Here is a 20,049-nt window from a genome sequence, read left to right as displayed (position 1 = left end):
GGTGGAGAGACGGATCAACGCCGCTAAGGATGCATCCCCGATCACGATTTCGGGTGCGACGCGTGATCGCAGGTCAGTCCGCGAACACCACGGTCTTGCCGCCACCGGAGTCGAGACCGTGCATCAGGACGCGATCCTCGAGGTGATAGCGGACGGCGCGGGCCAGGACCCGGCGTTCGATGTCGCGACCCTTACGGACCAGGTCCTCGGGTGTGTCCCGATGGCTGATGCGCTCGACGTCCTGGTCGATGATGGGCCCTTCGTCGAGGTCCGCCGTGACATAGTGGGCGGTGGCACCGATCACCTTCACACCCCGGGCATGGGCCTGATGATAGGGTTTGGCACCCTTGAAGCCGGGCAGGAAGGAGTGGTGGATATTGATGCACCGGCCGACCAGGGTCCGCGCCAGGTCGTCGGACAGGATCTGCATATAGCGCGCCAGAACGACCAGTTCGGTGTCCGTGTCGGCGATCAGCCTGGCCAGCATCGCCTCCTGGACCGGCTTGTCGGCCGCACCGATCGGCAGGTGGTGGAACGGCAGGTCGCCCAGGTCCACATGGCCGATCATCTCGCGGGGGTGGTTCGACACCACGGCCGTCACCGTCATCGGCAGTTCGCCGATCCGCCAGCGGTACAGAAGGTCGGCCAGGCAGTGATCGAATTTCGAGGTCAGGATCATCACCCGGCGCGGCTCGGCTCCGCGCAGGGTCCAGTCCATCTCGAAACGTGCCGCCAGAGGCGCGATGGCGTCCCTGATGGCAGCCTCCTCGTCGCCGGGCGCGGGCTCGAAGACCACCCGCATGAAGAAGGTCTGCGACGCCGGATCGCCGAACTGCTGGGCGTCGGAGATGTTGCAGTCGCGTTCAAACAGGAAGGCGGAGACGGCCGCGACGATGCCGTGGCGGTCGGGGCAGGACAGGGTCAGGATCATTGGGGCAGGGGGCCTTCAGGCGTCGTCGGAGAGGTAGGTCTTCAGTATTGCCCAGCTTTGCGCCTTTTCCGACAGGGACCGTGTCGCATGGGCCGGGCTGGATGACGGCAGGTCGATCAGCGTGAGATTCCGGTCGATGCCGTTCAGCCTGCGCCGCCCCATCTTCGCCGCCGTCGCCCCGTTGAAGGCCACGGCCTGCAACCCGGGCAGGCTGTCGATCAGCCCGACCAGGTCCGCCGCTTCCGGCGACCTGATCGCCGCATCCAGACTCCCCGTCCGCTCGGCCGAGGCGATGACGTCCCACAGCCCGACGCCCGCGCCTTTCAGCGCATCCAGCCGATCGAGATAGGCCAGGGCGGCCAGATCACGCCCGATCACCCCGCCGATCAGCCGCCAGAAGGCATTCTGCGGATGCGCGTAGTACTGCGCCGCCTTCAACGACGCATCGCCGGGCAGGCTCCCGAGGATCAGCAGGCGTGCACGGTCATCGACGACGGGAGGGAAGGCGCGCTTGGTCAAGCGTCTCTGAACACCCGCCTGAACACCGTATCCACGTGCTTGGTGTGGTACCCCAGATCGAACAGGGCCTCCAGATCGGCGTCGGCGACGATGACTTCGGGGTCTTCCTTGAGGAAGTCGAGGAAGTTACCTTCGCCGCGCCACACCTTCATCGCGTTCCGCTGAACCGCCGCATAGGAGTCCTCGCGCGACTGGCCCAGCTGGGTCAGGGCCAGCAGGACGCGCTGCGAGTGGACCAGGCCACCCAGCTTGTCGAGGTTCTTCTGCATGTTCTCCGGGTAGACCAGCAGCCGCTCGATCACCCCCGCCAGCCGGTTCAGGGCGAAGTCCAGATGCACCGTCGCATCCGGCCCGATGCCGCGCTCGACCGAGGAATGGCTGATGTCCCGCTCATGCCACAGGGCGACGTTCTCCATCGCCGGCACGACAGACGACCGCACCAGCCGCGCCAGGCCGGTCAGGTTCTCGGTCAGGATGGGGTTGCGCTTGTGCGGCATGGCCGACGAGCCCTTCTGGCCCTTGTCGAAGAACTCCTCGGCCTCCAGCACCTCGGTGCGCTGCAGGTGGCGGATCTCGGTCGCCAGACGCTCGATCGACGACGCCACCACGCCCAGCGCCGCGAAAAACGCCGCGTGCCGGTCGCGCGGGATCACCTGGGTCGAGACCGGCTCGACGGCCAGCCCCATCTTCTCGGCGACATATTCCTCGACCGCCGGGTCGACGTTGGCGAAGGTGCCCACGGCGCCCGAGATGGCGCAGGTGGCGATTTCTTCCTTCGCCGTCAGCAGCCGCCGCCGCGCCCGCTGGAACTCGGCGTGATAGCCGGCCAGCTTCAGCCCGAAGGTCACCGGCTCGGCATGGATGCCGTGGCTGCGGCCTACCGTCGGCGTGAACTTGTGTTCCTTCGCCCGCGCCTCCAGCGCCGTCAGCACCCGATCAACGCCCGCGACCAACAGGTCCGCCGAGCGTGCCAGCTGTACCGCGAAACAGGTGTCCAGCACGTCCGATGACGTCATCCCCTGGTGCAGGAACCGCGCCTCCTCGCCGACCGTCTCCGACACATGGGTCAGGAAGGCGATGACGTCATGCTTGGTGGTCCGCTCGATCTCGTCGATGCGGTCGGCATCCCATGCGGCATCCTTCCCCTTGGCCCAGATCGCCTCGGCCGCCTCGACCGGAATAACGCCCAGCTCGGCCATTTTCGTTGCGGCATGGGCCTCGATCTCGAACCAGATCCGGTACTTGGTCTCGTTGGACCAGATGGCGACGGCTTCGGGGCGGGAATAGCGCGTGATCATGGGCCGTGCGTGTCGGTCGCGGGTGGCCTTGAGTCAAGCCAAGATCAGGCGGCGCGACGCATGGGGCGGATCAGAATCTCTGCCGGAATCCCTAGCTGCTCATGCAGCCGGCGGATCATGCCGATCGACAGGCTGCGTTTGCCGTTCAGCACCTCGGCGATCCGCGTCCGGGTGCCGATCACCCCTTCCAGGTCTTTCCGGGTCAGCCCCTGCTGCTCCATGCGGAAGCGGATCGCCTCGACGGGGTCGGGCGGGTCCATGGGCTCATGGACAGTCTCCCAGGCGTCGATCAGCGTCACCAGAACATCGAGGCGGTCGCCCTCGGCCGTCCCGTCGGCCGCACCCCACAAGGACGCAACTTCATCCATCGCGGCTTGATGGTCAGCCTCGGTGCGGATCGGTTTCAGGTCAGTCGCCATGGTCGATGCCCTTTGCGTCGATGTCGTCATAGTCCCGGTGCGTCCCGACCCACTTGATCCAGACGATTGCCTTCTCGAAGTCCACAGCGACGATCAGCCGATAGTCATTGCCCTTGATGTTGAACACGATCCGGTCGGCACTCACGATGCTGGCGGTCGCATAGAGCCGTTTCACGTCCGACGTGGTCTTCCAGTCCGCACGGCTCACTTCCGCGAACCAGGCGTCGAGAGCGGATTTCAGTCCCGAGTGGTCCTTGCGACCCTCGCGGGACGCCGCGAACTCGCGCAAGGTGCGTCGGGAAATGATCCGCATGGATCGACCATAGCATGAGCCCAAAATGGGCACAACATCGGAGCCCTGCCATGGAACTCATCATCGGACCGCGCCGGTTCTCGACCTGGTCGCTCAGGCCCTGGTTGGTGCTCAAGCGGTGCGACGCGGACTTCACCGTCCGCGAGCTCGACTTCAACACCCCCGAAGGCCACGCCGAGATGCTGGCCGCATCGCCGTCCGGCCTCGTGCCGGTGCTGAGGGTCGAGGGAGAGACCATCTGGGATTCGATGGCGATCTCGGTCTGGGCGGCCGAACGCTATCCGCAGGCGAGGCTCTGGCCCGCCGACGCCCACGCCCGCTGGCTGGCCCGCTCGGCGGCCTGCGAGATGCACGGCGGGTTCGGGGCCCTGCGCACCCACTGCACCATGAACCCCGATCACCTGATGGTCGGCGACACCCGCTCGCCGCCGCCCGAGAATGAGGCCGTCGCCGCCGACCTGCGGCGGCTGGTCGAACTTTGGAGCGGAATGCGGGCCCGGTTCGGCGCGGGCGGAGAATATCTGTTCGGCGACTGGTCGGTGCCCGACGCCTTCTTCACCCCGGTGGCCACTCGCATCCGCCATTACCAGATCGATCTCGGGGCCTATGGCGACACCGACGGCGTCGCCCAGGCCTATGCCGACACCCTGCTGGCCCAGCCCGACTTTCTGGAATGGGAGCGGACGTCGCTGGCCGGTTAACCGTCACCGCTCATCGGCCGTTCATGTCACGGCGTTATCTTGAGGCATCAGACGAGGGGGAGGGCCGGCATGGAACGTGACACACAGACGATCGCCGCCGCCCCTGCGCGCCGCCTCTTGATCCTGAACGTCGGTCTGGCGCTTCTGATCGGCTGCTGCCTGTGCGCGTCTCTGATCGCCAGCGTCTTCTGAGAGGTCAGAGACCGCCGGCCGTGGTCGGCGACGCCGCCATCTCGACCGGCTGAGCCACGATCGGCTGAGGCGGAGGCGCGACATAATCGAGGCTGATCGGCACCAGACCGGCCCCCGACGCCACCGCATCCAGGGTGTTCAGCGGCCCGCCGAACATCCGCTGATAGATCCAGTAGGCGGCGACGACCTTCTCCACATAGTCCCGCGCCTGGGGCACATCGATCGTCTCGATCAGCAGCAGGGGATCGGGATTGGGCCCCAGCTTCCTCAGCGCCGACAGCATCGGCCCCGGCCCGGCATTGTAGGAGGCCACCGCCCGCAACAGGTCGCCTTGGAACTCGGGCCGCGCCAGCATCCGGTTGATGTAGGTCTGGCCCAGCCGCATGTTCACGGCCGGATCGAGCAGACGGTTCGGACTGGTCACGAACCCCCGGTCGCCCGTCATCTCGGCCGCCGTCCCCGGCATCACCTGCATCAGGCCGTAAGCCCCGACCGGCGACCGGGCCGAGGCGTTGAAATCGGTCTCCTTGCGGGCCAGGGCATAGACCAGCGCCTTCTCGATGGTGAAACCACCCTCGGGGGCCAGCTCAGGCGTCGCGAAGCGGCTGGCGTCGATGGTGCGGACCGAGGTGTCGTCGCTCATGACGCGCGGCCCCAGGGTCCGGGCCAAGGTCAGCCACATCCCGCGCGCGGTCTCGCCGACGGCGGAGCGCAGGCCGGTGGTCAGGGCCTCGCGTGCGTCGGAGCGACGGCCGACCTCGAGGAAGGCCACAGTGCGCCGCGCCTGGGCGTCCGACTGGATGAAGCTGTTCAGGGCGCGGGAGTCGCCGCCGGCTTCGCTGAACGACGCCTGCTGGAACCCGCCACCCTGATAGGGGGCGGGCGAATAGGGGCGCGGACCCTGGTTCTGGACCGGGGGCTCCTCACCCAACTGACGCAGGGCGACCTGGCCATAGAAGGTGGCGGGCCACTGCGCGGCCAGGCGCAGGAACTCGGTCACGCGGTTCTGGCGGCCGGACTGACCGGCGGCCTTGGCGGCCCAGACCCCGGCCCCGGCGCGAACCCAGGGGTCCTCGGTCGGATCGGCGGCGACACGCTCGAACGCCTGGAACGAGCGGGCATAGTCGCCCATCCGATAGGCCGCGAGCCCCGCCACCCACCAGTCGCCGATCTGGACCCCGGTGACATAGGCGCCGTTCAGGTCGTCGTGGTTCAGCATGACCCGCGCCGCCTTGGCGGGGTCGTTCTCGGTATTTGCACCACCGGAGACCCCGATGGCCTCGGCGACGCTGGACCAGGTCCGGCCGCTGACGCCCGCCGGACGCCGGGGTTCCGCGGCACCATCCGGCAGGCGACGAAGCGCCAGGGCATAGACCCGCTGTGCCACCGGCAGGTCGGCATAGTCGTCGAGCCAGGCGGCCAACTCGTCATAGGTGGCGACATGGTCGGGGTGGAACAGCCGCTCGAACTCGACCTGCCCCAGCAGGACGCGGTCATTGGCCTGACGCGCCGACATGCGGGCCAGCTCCAGGTCGCCACGACGCAGGGCGTCGAACGCAGTGGTGTAGCTCAGGCGGTCGGCGTTGCTCAGGGCCTTGGGCTGCCCGTCGTCGACCACGGCTTCGTCTACGGCCGCCTCGGCGGGCACGGCCGAATCGTCAGCCTTCGCACCCGTCGCCACCGCCCCGAAGGCGAAGGCGGCCAGGACTACGGCCAGCGTCGGCGAGAACGTCGCGCGGCGGAAATCATACATAGGCGGCGGCCCCCTCGTGCAACGCGTCTCCCGTCTCGATTCAGGATCAGCGCGTCGGTCTGCGATCGGTCGTCAATCGCTAACTATGCCGCAACACGGCATCGGTCTCAATCACGTGTACGTCAGGGCGCGAACGACAGGGTTAATCCGTGTGCGGCGTGATGTCGCGATCGGACTCGTCGAGCCGTGCCGCAACCGCCAGAACATCAGCCCACGCCTGCTTCTTGGCCTGTCCCTGCTTGAGCAGAAACACGGGGTTCAGCGTCACCCGCACGGGTGCCGATACATTGCCTTCGCCCAGCCGCCACTCGCGCCAGTCGCCGCGCAGCGCCATCACCGTCTCGGTCGACTTCAACACGGACCGGGCCGGGGCCGCGCCGAGCAGCAGAACCGCGCGCGGCTTCAGCAGATCCAGCGCCCGCTCGACGAAGGGCAGGCAGGCCGCCTGTTCCTCCGGCGCGGCGGGTCGGTCACCCGGCGGTCGCCAGAAGACGGCGTTCATCCGGTAGGCCCGGTCCTTCAGCCCTGCCGCCCCCAGCATGGCGTCCAGCAGCCGACCCGCCTTGCCCGCGAAGATGTCGCCGCTGTCGTCCTCTTCCAGACCCGGTGCGGCGCCGATGACCAGCAGATCCGCGTCCGCCGGGCCCCCGCCGACCACGGCTCGTCGTGCCCCCTGCTGCTTCAGCCCGCACCCGTCGAAACCGGCGGCCGCCGCCATCAGGGCCTCCAGCGTCGTCGCGGCCTGGGCGACATGGCGCGCCTCGGCGACGCAATCCGCTGCATTGGGGGCGGCGGCGACCGAGGCCGTGGCCTTCAGCACGGCCTTGCGCGGGGCGGGCAGTTCGACGTGGGTCCGGTCCACCGCCGCATCGAGGTAGCAGGCCTCGACGCCCGCATCCCGCCAGAAGGCGAGCAGGCTCTCGGTGGCTGCGACATCGATCGTCTGCATATTATCCCTACTCGCGAGTAGAGATCGGGCTTGACCTCCCTCGCGTCACGTTCTGATAAGCGTATAACCACTCGAAGGAAACGGGATCAGGATCATGGCCGAGGACACACGCGAGGGCGGCGCCACCAGTGCGCGTCAGGAAGCCATCCTCGACAACCTGCCGCCGCTGGAGGCGCTTCAAGGCGTCGAGCGCGAGGTCATGGAATATGACGTGGTCATCGTCGGCGGTGGTCCCGCCGGCCTGTCCGCCGCCATCCGCCTGAAACAGCGCGCGGAGGCAGCCGGCACCGAGATCAACGTCGCAGTCCTGGAAAAGGCGGCCGAGGTCGGCGGCCATATCCTGTCGGGTGCCGTGATCGATCCCAAGGCGCTGAGCGAGCTGTTCCCCGACTGGAAGGACCGCGGCTGCCCGCTCGAGACGCCCGTTACCGAGGACCGGTTCATGGTGCTGGGCCCGGCAGGTCAGGTCAGCCTGCCGATGGCGATGCTGCCGCCGATGATGCACAACGACGGCTGCTACATCGCCTCGCTCGGCAACGTCACGCGCTGGCTGGGTGAACAGGCGGAGGCGCTCGGCGTCGAGGTCTATCCCGGCATGGCCGCCAGCCACGTCGTCTGGGAAGGGGAGACGGGTCGGGTCAAGGGCGTCGTCGCCGGCGTCTTCGGCATCGACAAGCACGGCGCCCCGACCGGCGACTTCCAGCCCGGCATCGAACTGCACGGCAAATACGTCTTCATCGCCGAGGGCGTGCGCGGGTCGCTGGCCAAGACCATCATCGCCCGCCACCAGCTGGCCAAGGACAGCCAGCCCCAGAAATTCGGCATCGGCCTGAAGGAACTGTGGCAGGTCCCGCCCGAGAAGCACCGTCCTGGCCTCGCCCAACACACGACCGGCTGGCCGCTGGACGAGTTCACCGGCGGGGGCAGCTTCCTCTACCACTTCGGCGACAACTACGTGGCCATCGGCTACGTCGTGCACCTGAACTACAAGGATCCGTTCCTGTCGCCGTTCGACGAGTTCCAGCGGTTCAAGCACCACCCCGCCATCGCCGACCACCTGGAGGGCGGGACCCGCATCTCCTACGGTGCTCGCGCCATCACCGAGGGTGGCTTCCAGTCGGTGCCGAAACTGGCCTTCCCGGGCGGTGCCCTGATCGGATGCTCGGCCGGCTTCGTGAACGTGCCCCGGATCAAGGGCAGCCACAACGCCATGAAGACCGGCATGCTGGCCGCCGACGCCGCCTACGACGCCGTCATGGCCGGCCGCGAGGGCGACGTGCTGGTCGAGTACCAGGCGGCCTATGAGAACAGCTGGGTCTACAAGGAGCTGCGCGGTGTCCGGAACGCCAAACCCTATCTGACGAAGTTCGGCACCACCCTGGGCGGGGCGTTCGGGGTGGCCGAGATGTGGTTCACCTCCCTGACCGGCATCCCCGTCCCGTGGACGATGAAGCACGGCAAGACCGACGCCGCCTCGACCGAAAAGGCCTCCAAGCACAAGCCGCGCGTCTATCCCAAGCCCGACGGCAAGCTGTCGTTCGACAAGCTGTCCAGCGTCTTCATCTCCAACACCAACCATGCCGAGGAACAGCCGGCCCACCTGAAGCTGATCGATCCGTCGGTGCCGATCCGCGTCAACCTGCCCGACTACGGCGAACCCGCGCGCCTCTATTGCCCGGCCGGGGTCTATGAGGTCGTCTATGCCGACGAGGTGGCGAAGACCGATCCGAAATTCGTCATCAACGCCCAGAACTGCGTCCACTGTAAAACCTGCGACATCAAGGATCCGTCGCAGAACATCGTCTGGACCACCCCCGAAGGCGGCGGCGGCCCCAACTATCCGAACATGTAGGAGCGGTGGTCATGGCCAGGGTGCGTGTCGCGGGATTCGCCGTCTCCATCGACGGCTTCGGCGCCGGACCGGACCAGTCGCGGGAGAACCCGCTCGGCCTGCGGGGCCCGGAACTGCACAACTGGTTCTACCCGACCCGCAGCTTCCAGACGATGATCGGCAAGGAGGGCGGCACCGAAGGCGTCGATGACCGCTTCGGCCGCGCCTCCATGGCGGGGTTCGGCGCCTTCATCCTGGGCCGCAACATGTTCGGCCCCGTTCGAGGTGACTGGCCCGATGACGTGTGGAAGGGCTGGTGGGGCGACAACCCGCCCTATCACGCCCCCACCTACATCCTGACCCACTACCCTCGCCCGCCCATCGAGATGGAAGGCGGCACCATCTTCCACTTCGTCACCGACGGCATCGAATCCGCCCTGACCCAGGCAAAGGCTGCCGCCGGCGACCTCGACGTCAAGATCGGCGGCGGCGTCTCGACGGTGCGCCAGTACCTGCTGGCGGGCGCCATCGACGAACTGCACCTGGTGATCTCGCCCGTGCTTCTGGGCCAAGGCGAGTCACTTTTCGCGGGGATCGACCTGCCGGGGCTGGGCTATCGTGTGACGGAATCGGTCTCGACCGAACTGGCCACCCACGTGGTGCTGACGCGCTGAGCGTCGAGGGATAGCACCGAGGCCCTTGCGGCCGGCCGCTAAAGTGGCGACGTTCGCACCATGACCTTCCGAAGCCTCCGCCTGTCCCTGCTGTCGTTCGCGGCCATCGGCGCTCTGACCACCCCCGCCTTCGCCCAGGACGCCGCCCCGGCTGAACGTCCCCCGTCGCCGTCGATCACGCCGCTGGGCACCATCCCGCCGCTGCCGACCGAGCCCGAGGCCGACGCGCCGGAGGACGAGGCCCCCGACGCCTCCGCCCCCCTGCCGCCGCCCGCCGCCCCCGCCGTCACCCCCATCCCCGCCGTCTGGGCCCCCGCGCCGCGCGACCGTGAGGGGCGCACCGCCTATGGCCTGTATCTGGCCGGGCGCTATCTGGCCGGCCGGTCGGCCGAGGATCAGGCGGGCGCGAACGTCCAGGGCGCGGCCTATCTGTCCGAGGTCCTGGCCCTGACGCCGGAACAGCCCCTGATCCGCGAACAGGCCTTCACCGCCGCCCTGTTGTCCGGCGACCTCGATGACGCCGCCGTCGCGGCGCCCAGCGGCCCCGGCGTCCCGGCCGTGCTGGGCGAGGCCGGGCGGCTGGTCGCGGCGGTGCAGGGCTTCGTCCACGGCAATGCCCGGGCCGCCATCGCCTCGATCAAGGCCTCGCCGATCCGCCCGCCCCATGCGGTCGCGGCGCTGCTGGTCCAGCCGTGGATCGCCGCCTCGGCCGGGGACTGGGACCTGGCCCTGCTGTCGCCGTCGCCGGGCGCGACAGATTCTCTCAGCCAGCTGATGTTGTTCCAGCGCGCCCAGTTGCTGGAACGCCGCCGCCGCAACGACGAGGCCGACACGGCCTACAAATCCGTCGCGACGGCCCCCGGCGCCCAGCCCGCCATCGTCATCGGCTATGGCGAGTTTCTGGAGCGCCGCCGCCGTCGCGACGAAGCGGTCGCCGTCTATGACGCCGCCCTGGCCATGCAGCCGACCAACCCGACCCTGATCGCCGCCCGCGCCCGCGCCGAGAGCGGCGGCCGCGCGCCCCGTCTGCCCACGGACCGTCAGGGCGTGGTGCGCGGCCTGCTGCTGGCCTCGGCCTATGCGTCCCAGGGCGGGGCCAATGAGTTCGCCGCCGTCTACACCCGGCTGGCCCTGAACGTGGAGCCCGACGACGGTGTCCGGCTTCAGCTGGCCCGCTACCTGACCCTGGCCGGTCTCGACGCCGCCGCCCGCAACGTCCTGGCCGAGGTCGCCCCCTCCAGCCGCGCCGAGTACGCCGTCGCCCGCGTCCTGATGGGCCAGAGCTTCGGCAAGGACGAGCGGCCCGACGACGCCCTCGTCGAGTTCCAGAAGGCCTATGCCGCCGCTCCCGAAAGCCCCGAGGTCGCCTTCGCCCTGGCCGCGCAGCTGGTCGAGCTCAAGCGTAACGACGAGGCCCTGGCCCTGTTGATCGGCCCCGTCCTGGGCGGCGCGAACCCCGCCGGTGAGGTGCGCTTCCTGCGCGGCGCGGCGCTGGAAGGTGCCGGTCGCGTCGCCGAGGCCGAGGCCGAGCTTCAGGCCGCCCTGGCCGATCAGCCGGACCAGCCCGCCTTCCTCAACTATCTCGGCTATCTCTGGGTCGACAACGGCACCCGGGTGGAGGAGGGGGCCGCCCTGATCGCCCGCGCCCACGCCGCCGACCCCGAGGACGGCAATATCCAGGACTCGCTCGGCTGGGCCCAGTTCCGTCAGGGCCAGTTCGAGACCGCCGTCGCCACGCTCGAAGAAGCCGTGTCGAAAGAACCCGCCAACGCCGAGATCAATGACCATCTCGGCGACGCCTACTGGCGGGTGGGCCGCCGTCGCGAGGCGGGCTGGCAATGGAACCGCGTCCTGACTCTGGACCCGGACGCCGAGCGCCGCGCCGAGGTCGAAACCAAGATCGCCGACGGCCTGCCAGATCCGTTGTCCGGCCCGACCTCCGGGCCCGCGACCGGGGGCGGCGACCTCTGACGTCGGCGGTGATCTCCGCGCTCGCTCCCGCCAAGGTCAACCTGTGCCTGCATGTCGGGCCGGTCCGGGCGGACGGCTATCACCCCCTGGCCAGCCTCGTCGCCTTCGCCGACGTCGGCGACGTCGTCACGGTCGAGCCCGCCGACCGGCTGTCCCTGACCGTCAACGGCCCGTTCGGCGCAGGCCTGGACGGGGAGGGGGACAACCTGATCCTGCGCGCGCTCCGGGCCCTAGGCCAGGCCACCGGCAGCGGAGAGCCGCCGCTGAAGGTCACCCTCGACAAGCGGTTGCCGATCGCGGCCGGTATGGGCGGAGGCTCCTCCGACGCCGGCGCGGCCCTGCGTCTGGCGCGGACGGCGCTCGATCTCGACATCGACGACGCCGCTCTCGAAACCGTCGCAGCCGTTATCGGCGCGGACGGCCCCATGTGTCTGCGGGCCCGCACCGCCTGGGCGGAGGGCATCGGCGGCGACCTCAGCGACGCCGTCTGGATGCCACCGCTGCACGCCGTCCTGGTCAATCCGGGCGTCGCCTGTTCGACCGGTGCGGTCTATCGCGCCTATGACGTACGGCCCGTCGGCGCGCCCGATCGCCCGGCCGATCCCGCCGACGTCAGCCCTACCGGCGTGATCCGCTGGCTGGCGGCACAGCGCAACGATCTGGAGGCTCCGGCCCTGACCGTCGCCCCCGCTGTCGCCGAAGCCCTCGCCGACCTCGCGGCCTGCCCTTGGGTCGGGCTGGTGCGGATGTCGGGTTCGGGGGCCACGGTCTTTGCCCTGTTCGACACAGCACGGGACGCCGACGAGGCCACGCGCGCGCTACAGGCCCGACATGCGGGCTGGTGGGTCGCGCGCACCGTCCTGGGCGATCAACGGCCGTAAGCCGCCGTTTGAGGCCCTTTGCGGGCAGTCTTGTGACCGTCGTCACAGTATAGCTTCTGAATAGCACCGCTAACGGTAGAGCTTGTTCAGAATATCGCTGTGTCATGGAACTGCCGTCGCGCTTCCGAGTTTTGTCCTCCGAGTAACGTCGAGTAACCGTCCGTGAGCATCAGGCTCGCGGCCCCCCACGATTACAAGAAGGATACCCACCATGCTTCGCACTCGCCTGCTGACCGCTACCGCCGCCGTCGCCCTGTTCGCCGCCCCGGCCGCCTTTGCCCAGAGCGCGACGACCCCCGCTCCGGAAACCCCGGCTGAGATGCCCGCGACGTCGCCATCGACTGCCCCGGCCGCGACCCAGACCACGCCGGCTCCCGCCGCGAGCCAGACGGCCTCGGCCGAGACGCCCGCCACCGCCGGCAACATCATCGACACCCTGAAGGCCAAGGGCGAGTTCTCGACCCTGCTGACCGCGCTGGACAATGCCCAGCTGACCGAGACCCTGCGGACCCAGCCGGCCATCTCTATCTTCGCCCCGACCGACGCGGCCTTCGCTGAACTGCCAGAGGCCGACCGCACGCGCCTGATGGACCCGGCCAACGCCCAGGAGCTACGCCAGCTGCTGTTGTATCACGTGGTCGTCGCCGACGTGTCCTCCAGCCAGATCGAAGGCACCAAGGGTGGCGTCGAAACCGCCGCCCGCACCCAGGTCCAGCTGGACGGCACCGGCGATGCGATCAAGGTCGATGACGCCACCGTGACCACGGCCGACATCGACGCCTCCAACGGCGCCATCTTCGCCATCGACAAGGTGCTGAGTCCCGGTGCCTCCCAGGTCGCCTCGGGTGATGCGGAAGAAGACGCCGCCGCCCCGGCCGAGGAAGCGCCCGCCGCCACCCCGCCCGTGACGCCGCCTGCCGCGACCACCATGGACGAGGACACCACCGAGGCCGCGCCCCCGGCCGAGGAAGCCGAAATGACCCCGCCCGCCGATGAAGCCACGCCGCCGGTCGCCACCCCGCCGGCCTCGGCTCCGTCCACGATGGCACCGTCGAACATGGCTCCGTCGTCGATGACGCCGTCGACCACGACGCCCCCCGCCCCGACCCCGCCGGTTGAGGGTGACCCGGACAGCGACGACACGGCTCCGACCCCGTCGCCGACTCCCGCTCCCAAGCCCGCCCCGGCCCCGGCTCCGGTCCCCACGCCGCAAGGCTAAGGATTGCAGTTGGCCCCTGCAGGGTCGCCTGACAGCTTCGCCCCGGTCGCCCACGCGGCCGGGGCGTTTCTTTGCGCTATTGCCGGGTTTCGTTTTTCGACCGCGCGCTCTAGGGTCCGCCGCCATCCGCCAGCCCTGAAAAAGCCCGCCCGCCTTGCCCCACACCCCGACCGAACCGCTCTCGTTCCAGGACCTGATCCTGACCCTCCAGCGATACTGGGGCGACAAGGGCTGCGCCCTGCTACAGCCGTATGACGTCGAGGTCGGTGCCGGCACCCTGCATCCGGCGACCGTGCTGCGCGCGCTCGGCAAGAAGCCGTGGAAGGCCGCCTACGTCCAACCCAGCCGCCGCCCGGGCGACGGCCGCTATGGCGAGAACCCCAACCGCCTCCAGCACTACTACCAGTTCCAGGTCATCCTGAAGCCCAACCCCGACGACCTCCAGGACCTGTATCTGGGGTCGCTCCGCGCCATCGGCATCGACCCGAAACTGCACGACATCCGCTTCGTCGAGGACGACTGGGAAAACCCCACCGTCGGTGCCTGGGGCCTGGGCTGGGAGGTTTGGTGCGACGGCATGGAGGTGACGCAGTTCACCTATTTCCAGGGCGTCGGCGGCATCGAGGTCGACGTCGTCTCGGGCGAGCTGACCTACGGGCTGGAGCGTCTGGCCATGTACGTTCAGGGCGTCGACAACGTCTATGATCTGAAGTTCAACAAGGACGGCCTGACCTACGGCGAGGTCTTCCTCGAGAACGAGCGTCAGCAGTCGGAAGCCAATTTCCACGGTTACGACGTCGAGGGGCTGAAACGCCGCTTCGAGGACATGGAGGCCGAAAGCCGTCGCCTGCTCGCCATGACCGGCCCGCAAGGCCAGCAACTGGTTCTGCCCGCCTACGATCAGGTCCTGAAGGCATCCCACCTGTTCAACCTGATGGACGCCCGCGGCGCCATCGCCGTCGCCGAACGCCAGAGCTACATCGGCCGCATTCGGGACCTGTGTAAGGCGTGTGCGGTCGCCTACGTCGAGCGTGAAAAGGCGGAGGCCGCCTGATGTCCCAACTCCTCCTCGAACTGTTCTCCGAAGAAATCCCCGCCCGGATGCAGCCGGGCGCCGCGCGCGATCTGGAGCGGATGGCGACCGAACGGCTGAAGGCCGCCGGCCTGACCTGGGATGCCCTGACCACCTTCGCCGGGCCACGTCGCCTGACCCTGGTGATCGAGGGCCTGCCGACCGCCACGCCCGACCGCGCCGAAGAGATCAAGGGCCCCCGCGCCAATGCGCCGGAACAGGCGCTCGAAGGCTTCCTGCGCAAGACCGGACTGACCCGCGATCAGCTGACCGAGCGCGACGGCGTCCTGTTCGCCGTGATCAACGAGGCGGGCCGTCCGACCCCCGCCGTCATCGCCGAGACGGTCGAAGCCATCGTCCGCGCCTTCCCCTGGCCCAAGTCGATGCGCTGGGCCGACGCCACCCTGCGCTGGGTGCGGCCGCTGAAGCGGATCGTCTGCCTGTTCGACGGGGCCGTGGTGCCCTTCGTCATCGACGACGGCGCGCCGCCTCCGACCCAGGACGAGGTCCTTCGCGGCATCGCCTCCGGCGACACCACCGAGGGCCACCGGTTCATGGGCACGGGCCGCCCGCTCAAGGTCCGCGACTTCGCCGACTACCGCAAACAGCTTGAAGCCAACCACGTCATCCTCGACGTCGCCGACCGCAAGCTGAAGATCCTCGAGGGTGCCCGCGCCGCCTGCCACGCGCGGGGGCTGGAACTGGTCGACGACGACGGCCTGCTGCACGAGGTCGCCGGTCTCGCCGAATGGCCGACGCCGATCCTGGGCGACATGGACCCGCAGTTCCTCGACCTGCCGCCCGAGGTCGTCCGCCTGTCGATGAAGGTTCACCAGAAGTATTTCGCGGTGCGTGACCCCGCGACCGGCAAGTTGGCCCCCAATTTCCTCGTGGTCGCCAATGTCGAGGCCTCCGACGGCGGCGTGGCCCTGGCCGCCGGCAACAGTCGCGTCCTGTCCGCCCGCCTGAACGACGCCCGCTTCTTCTGGGACGAGGACCTCAAGACCGGCTTCGACGCCTGGAACGCAAAGCTTCAGGGCGTCACCTTCCACGCCAAACTGGGCACCCTGGCCGAACGCGTCGACCGCATCGCGGCATTGGCCCGCGAAATCGCCCCCCTGGTCGGCGCCAATCCCGACGAGGCCGAACGCGCCGCCCGCCTCGCCAAGGCTGACCTCGCCTCCGGCATGGTCGGCGAGTTCCCGGAACTGCAGGGCGTCATGGGCGGCTACTACGCCCGCGCCTTCGGTCAGTCCGCCGCCGTCGCCGACGCCATCCGCGATCACTACAAGCCTCAGGGTCCGGCCGACACGGTCCCCACCGCCCCCCTGACCGTCGCCGTCGCCCTGGCCGACAAGCTCGACACCCTCGTCGGCTTCTTCGCCATCGACGAAAAGCCCACCGGCTCCAAGGACCCGTTCGCGCTGCGCCGGGCGGCGCTGGGGGTGATCAGGCTGGTACTGGAAAATGCATCGCGGTTTCCGTTCCTAGCGATGGCCAAGTTTGCTGGCGCGATAGTGCGACTTAACGCCATCAGTCGATCGACACATTTGGCGGCCGAGCAAATGGTGGCAGTTCGTCAGCACCTTAGTCTAGATGTCATCGAGCAGTCTAAAGTCCCGCTTCCTATTGATAGGGACGAACTCCAAAAGCAGATTGACACTGCAAACGCGGAGGCCCGTGCCAGTAGCGGGGATCTCCTCGCCTTCTTCGCCGATCGCCTGAAGGTCCTCCTCCGCGACCAGGGCAAGCGCCACGATCTCGTGGACGCCGTCTTCGCGCTCGGCGACGACGACCTCGTCCGCATCGTCCGCAGGGTCGAGGCGCTGGATGCTTTCCTAGCCACCGACGACGGGGCCAATCTGCTGGCCGGGTACAAGCGCGCGTCCAACATCCTCAAGGCCGAGGCGAAGAAGGGGGATATCCCCACCGGCATGGTCCAGACCGGCCTGCCCAACCAGCCCGAGGCCGAGACCACGCTCGCCTTCGCCGCCGACGCCGCCCGCACCGCCGTGGACACCGCGCTGGACACCGAGGATTTCGCCGTCGCCATGACCGCGCTCGCCCGCCTGCGCGCGCCGGTGGATGCGTTTTTCACGGACGTGATGGTCAACTCGGATGTGGCTGAGGAACGCGACAACCGGCTGAAACTGCTGGGTCAGGTGCGGGATGTCATGGGCCGGGTGGCGGATTTCGGACTGGTCGCGGGGTAGGAGGCCTTCTTCTCCCGCGCAGCGGGGGAAGTGGCCCGGCGTCGAGCGAAGCGAGACCAGGGTCGATGGGGGTAGTCATCCGCCTGCGCCCTGCGTCACATGGCCCCCATCGTCGCTGCCTTCGCTGCGCTCAGGGACGCGACACTTCCCCCGCTGCGCGGGAGAAGAAGGAAACGCAGCCCCCGGTAACATTCCTCACGCTTTGTTTCATCCCGGTCTCGCCTTCGCGGGCGCAGCACGGTAGTCAGGCCCCATGAGTGGGGACAACCCGCCGTTGCTATTCAAAACTCAGGGGTTTCCAATGGTGCAGTGGGTCTATGCGTTCGGTGGCGGGGCCGCCGACGGCGACGCGTCGATGAAGAATCTGCTGGGGGGCAAGGGCGCCAACCTGGCCGAGATGTCGTCGCTGGGGCTGCCGGTGCCCCCCGGCTTCACCATCACGACCGAGGCCTGCGTCCACTACTATTCCAACGGCCAGAAATACCCCGACGCCCTGGCCGGACAGGTCGCGGCCGGCCTGCTCAAGGTCGAATCCATCGTCGGCAAGGTGTTCGGCGACCCCGAGAACCCCCTGCTGGTCTCGGTCCGCTCCGGCGCCCGCGCCTCCATGCCGGGCATGATGGACACCGTCCTGAACCTGGGCCTCAACGACCAGACGGTCGAGGGCTTGGCCAAGCTGTCGGGCGACCGCCGCTTCGCCTTCGACTCCTACCGCCGCTTCATCACCATGTATTCCAACGTCGTCCTGGGCCTGTCCCACGACGACTTCGAGGAGGTGCTGGACGACCACAAGGACCGCTTGGGCGTCACCGTCGACACCGACCTGACCGCCGAGGACTGGGAAAAGGTCGTCGCCGAATACAAGACGGTGGTCCAGCGCGAGCTGGGCGTGCCCTTCCCCCAAGATCCCCAGCTTCAGCTCTGGGGCGCGGTCTCGGCCGTGTTTGCCAGCTGGATGAACGACCGGGCCAAATTCTATCGCCGCATGCACGACATCCCCGAAAGCTGGGGCACGGCCGTCAACATCCAGTCGATGGTGTTCGGCAACATGGGCGAGACCTCCGCGACGGGCGTGGCCTTTACCCGCAACCCCTCGACCGGCGACGCCCGCCTGTACGGCGAGTTCCTGATCAATGCCCAGGGCGAGGACGTCGTCGCCGGCATCCGCACGCCGCAATCCCTGACCAAGGTCGGCCGCGAGGAGATGGGCGAGACCGCCCCCTCGATGGAAGAGGCCATGCCCACCGTCTTCGCCGAGTTCGTGGACGTGGTCGGCCGGCTAGAAACCCACTACCGCGACATGCAGGACATCGAGTTCACGGTCGAACGCGGTCGCCTGTGGATGCTCCAGACCCGCAACGGCAAGCGCACCGCCAAGTCCGCACTCAAGGTCGCCGTCGACCTGGCCGCCGAGGGCGTGATCACCCAGGAAGAAGCCATCAGCCGCGTCGAGCCCGCCGCCCTCGACCAGCTTCTGCATCCGACCCTGGACCCCAAGGCCGCCCGCACCGTCGTCGCGACCGGCCTGCCGGCCAGCCCCGGCGCTGCGACCGGCAAGATCGTCTTCGACGCCGACGAGGCCGAACGGATGTCGCAGCTCGGCGACGCCGTCATCCTGGTCCGTGAGGAAACCTCGCCGGAAGACATCCACGGCATGCACGCGGCGCGCGGCATCGTCACGGCGCGCGGCGGCATGACCAGCCACGCGGCGGTCGTGGCGCGCGGCATGGGTCGCCCCTGCGTCTGCGGCATCAATGCCCTGTCGATCGACGAGCACGCCGGGACCTTCACCGCCAACGGCCGCACCTTCAAGGCCGGCGAGATCATCACCATCGACGGCTCAAAGGGTGAGGTGCTGGACGGTGCCGTGGCCATGATCGAGCCCGAGCTGACCGGCGACTTCCAGACCCTGATGGGCTGGGCCGACAAGGTCCGCAGGCTCAAGGTCCGCGCCAACGCCGAGACCCCGCTGGACGCCAAGACCGCGCGCGGCTTCGGCGCCGAGGGCATCGGCCTGTGCCGCACCGAGCACATGTTCTTCGACGAGGAACGCATCGCCGCCGTGCGCGAGATGATCCTGGCCGACGACGAGGCCGGTCGCCGCACCGCGCTCGCCAAGATCGCCCCGTTCCAGAAGGCCGACTTCGTCGAGCTGTTCACCATCATGGCCGGCCTGCCGGTCACGGTCCGCCTGCTCGACCCGCCGCTGCACGAGTTCATCCCGCACACGGACGAGGACATCGACGCCCTTGCCGCCGGTTCGGGCCTCGATGCCATGAAGCTGAAACGCCGGGCCAAGGAACTGCACGAAACCAACCCGATGCTGGGCCACCGGGGCTGCCGCCTCGGCGTCGCATACCCTGAAATCTACGAGATGCAGGTCCGCGCCGTGATCGAGGCCGCCATCGCCGTCAAACAGGCGTCCGGCACCGCCCCCATCCCCGAGATCATGCACCCCCTGGTCGCCATGGGTCTGGAGATGAAATACCTGCGCGAACTGACCGACAGCACGGCCAAGGCCGTGTTCGAGGAGGCCGGCGACACCGTCGAATACCTGGTCGGCACCATGATCGAACTGCCCCGCGCCGCCCTGCGTGCCGGTGATCTGGCCGAATACGCCGAGTTCTTCTCCTTCGGCACCAACGACCTGACCCAGACCACCTTCGGCATTTCACGCGACGACTCCGGCCGCTTCCTCCAGGCCTATATGGACAAGGGCATCTTCGAGACCGACCCCTTCGTCCGCCTGGATCAGGACGGCGTCGGCGACCTGATCCGTATCGCCAGGGAACGCGGCTCGGCCGTCCGCCCCGACATGAAGATGGGCATCTGCGGCGAACACGGCGGCGACCCCGCCTCCATCGCCTTCTGCGAAGAGGTGGGCCTGTCCTACGTCAGCTGCTCCCCCTACCGCGTCCCCATCGCCCGCCTGGCCGCAGCCCAGGCCGCGCTGGTCAGCCGTGGCGGCGAGGCGCGCGAAAAGGATCGCTGAACTTTTCTCTCTCCCCCTGCGGGAGAGGGAGCCCGCGCACGGCGGCGCAGCCGTCGTCCTTGCGCGGTCGGGTGAGGGGTCACGCCGGCTTATTAGTCCTGCGCGCCTGAACCCTCACCGT

At 68.6% G+C, this 20,049-nt stretch carries 17 protein-coding genes; 10 read left to right on the top strand and 7 right to left on the bottom strand.

What is annotated here, in order from left to right; translation table 11 throughout:
- Window positions 1-73: 73 nt before the first annotated feature.
- From purU to O5K39_RS17260, 5 genes are read right to left on the bottom strand one after another with little or no spacing between them, the layout of a single operon-like run.
- Window positions 74-931 (bottom strand): formyltetrahydrofolate deformylase, encoded by an 858-nt coding sequence (purU, locus tag O5K39_RS17280; protein WP_271144838.1) that lies wholly within the window; start codon window positions 929-931, stop codon window positions 74-76.
- Window positions 932-946: 15 nt separating this feature from the next.
- Entirely contained in the window at window positions 947-1,450 is a 504-nt protein-coding gene (locus O5K39_RS17275; RefSeq protein ID WP_271144837.1) for a DNA-deoxyinosine glycosylase, read from the bottom strand.
- Window positions 1,447-2,748, bottom strand: coding sequence for an adenylosuccinate lyase (gene purB / locus O5K39_RS17270; protein ID WP_271144836.1), 1,302 nt, complete (start codon window positions 2,746-2,748; stop codon window positions 1,447-1,449). Before purB ends, O5K39_RS17275 begins: the two co-directional genes overlap by 4 nt.
- Before the next feature lie 44 nt (window positions 2,749-2,792).
- A complete protein-coding gene (locus O5K39_RS17265) occupies window positions 2,793-3,167 on the bottom strand; it encodes a helix-turn-helix domain-containing protein (protein WP_271144835.1) in 375 nt (124 codons plus the stop codon).
- Entirely contained in the window at window positions 3,157-3,480 is a 324-nt protein-coding gene (locus O5K39_RS17260) for a type II toxin-antitoxin system HigB family toxin (RefSeq protein WP_271144834.1), read from the bottom strand. Before O5K39_RS17260 ends, O5K39_RS17265 begins: the two co-directional genes overlap by 11 nt.
- Window positions 3,481-3,530: 50 nt before the next feature.
- Here O5K39_RS17260 and O5K39_RS17255 point away from each other — a divergent pair, with 50 nt between their 5' ends.
- Window positions 3,531-4,181: a glutathione S-transferase gene (locus O5K39_RS17255; protein WP_271144833.1), complete on the top strand. Its 651-nt coding sequence runs from the start codon at window positions 3,531-3,533 to the stop codon at window positions 4,179-4,181.
- A gap of 69 nt (window positions 4,182-4,250) precedes the next feature.
- On the top strand, window positions 4,251-4,373 hold the full coding sequence (locus O5K39_RS17250; protein ID WP_271144832.1) for a hypothetical protein: 123 nt from the start codon (window positions 4,251-4,253) through the stop codon (window positions 4,371-4,373).
- Between the two features lie 4 nt (window positions 4,374-4,377).
- Here the strand turns inward: O5K39_RS17250 and O5K39_RS17245 are convergent, their stop codons facing one another.
- Both O5K39_RS17245 and O5K39_RS17240 read right to left on the bottom strand, forming a co-directional pair.
- Entirely contained in the window at window positions 4,378-6,126 is a 1,749-nt protein-coding gene (locus O5K39_RS17245) for a lytic transglycosylase domain-containing protein (protein ID WP_271144831.1), read from the bottom strand.
- Between the two features lie 142 nt (window positions 6,127-6,268).
- Window positions 6,269-7,075 carry a uracil-DNA glycosylase gene (locus tag O5K39_RS17240; protein ID WP_271144830.1) on the bottom strand — a complete coding sequence of 269 codons (807 nt, stop codon included), beginning with the start codon at window positions 7,073-7,075 and terminating at the stop codon, window positions 6,269-6,271.
- 94 nt (window positions 7,076-7,169) lie between these two features.
- Here O5K39_RS17240 and O5K39_RS17235 point away from each other — a divergent pair, with 94 nt between their 5' ends.
- From O5K39_RS17235 to ppdK, 8 genes are all read left to right on the top strand, one after another.
- On the top strand, window positions 7,170-8,927 hold the full coding sequence (locus O5K39_RS17235; RefSeq protein ID WP_271144829.1) for an electron transfer flavoprotein-ubiquinone oxidoreductase: 1,758 nt from the start codon (window positions 7,170-7,172) through the stop codon (window positions 8,925-8,927).
- Window positions 8,928-8,938: 11 nt separating this feature from the next.
- Complete coding sequence (locus O5K39_RS17230; protein ID WP_271144828.1) at window positions 8,939-9,580, top strand: dihydrofolate reductase family protein; 642 nt, start codon at window positions 8,939-8,941, stop codon at window positions 9,578-9,580.
- Between the two features lie 60 nt (window positions 9,581-9,640).
- Window positions 9,641-11,551 carry a tetratricopeptide repeat protein gene (locus O5K39_RS17225; protein ID WP_271144827.1) on the top strand — a complete coding sequence of 637 codons (1,911 nt, stop codon included), beginning with the start codon at window positions 9,641-9,643 and terminating at the stop codon, window positions 11,549-11,551.
- A gap of 8 nt (window positions 11,552-11,559) precedes the next feature.
- Complete coding sequence (locus O5K39_RS17220) at window positions 11,560-12,432, top strand: 4-(cytidine 5'-diphospho)-2-C-methyl-D-erythritol kinase (RefSeq protein WP_271144826.1); 873 nt, start codon at window positions 11,560-11,562, stop codon at window positions 12,430-12,432.
- A 211-nt stretch (window positions 12,433-12,643) separates the two neighbouring features.
- Window positions 12,644-13,651: a fasciclin domain-containing protein gene (locus O5K39_RS17215; RefSeq protein WP_271144825.1), complete on the top strand. Its 1,008-nt coding sequence runs from the start codon at window positions 12,644-12,646 to the stop codon at window positions 13,649-13,651.
- Window positions 13,652-13,805: 154 nt separating this feature from the next.
- Window positions 13,806-14,705: a glycine--tRNA ligase subunit alpha gene (locus O5K39_RS17210; RefSeq protein ID WP_271144824.1), complete on the top strand. Its 900-nt coding sequence runs from the start codon at window positions 13,806-13,808 to the stop codon at window positions 14,703-14,705.
- Window positions 14,705-16,936: a glycine--tRNA ligase subunit beta gene (gene glyS / locus O5K39_RS17205; protein ID WP_271144823.1), complete on the top strand. Its 2,232-nt coding sequence runs from the start codon at window positions 14,705-14,707 to the stop codon at window positions 16,934-16,936. The genes O5K39_RS17210 and glyS overlap by 1 nt, the downstream gene beginning before the upstream one ends.
- Before the next feature lie 301 nt (window positions 16,937-17,237).
- Window positions 17,238-19,928, top strand: a complete 2,691-nt coding sequence (ppdK, locus tag O5K39_RS17200; protein WP_271144822.1) for a pyruvate, phosphate dikinase — start codon at window positions 17,238-17,240, stop codon at window positions 19,926-19,928.
- Window positions 19,929-20,049 lie beyond the last annotated feature (121 nt).

It is taken from the genome of Brevundimonas sp. NIBR10 (genome assembly GCF_027912515.1).
Classification (GTDB): Bacteria; Pseudomonadota; Alphaproteobacteria; order Caulobacterales; family Caulobacteraceae; genus Brevundimonas.
Note: the sequence above shows the minus strand (reverse complement) of the source record. Positions and strands in the feature narration are given on the sequence as shown.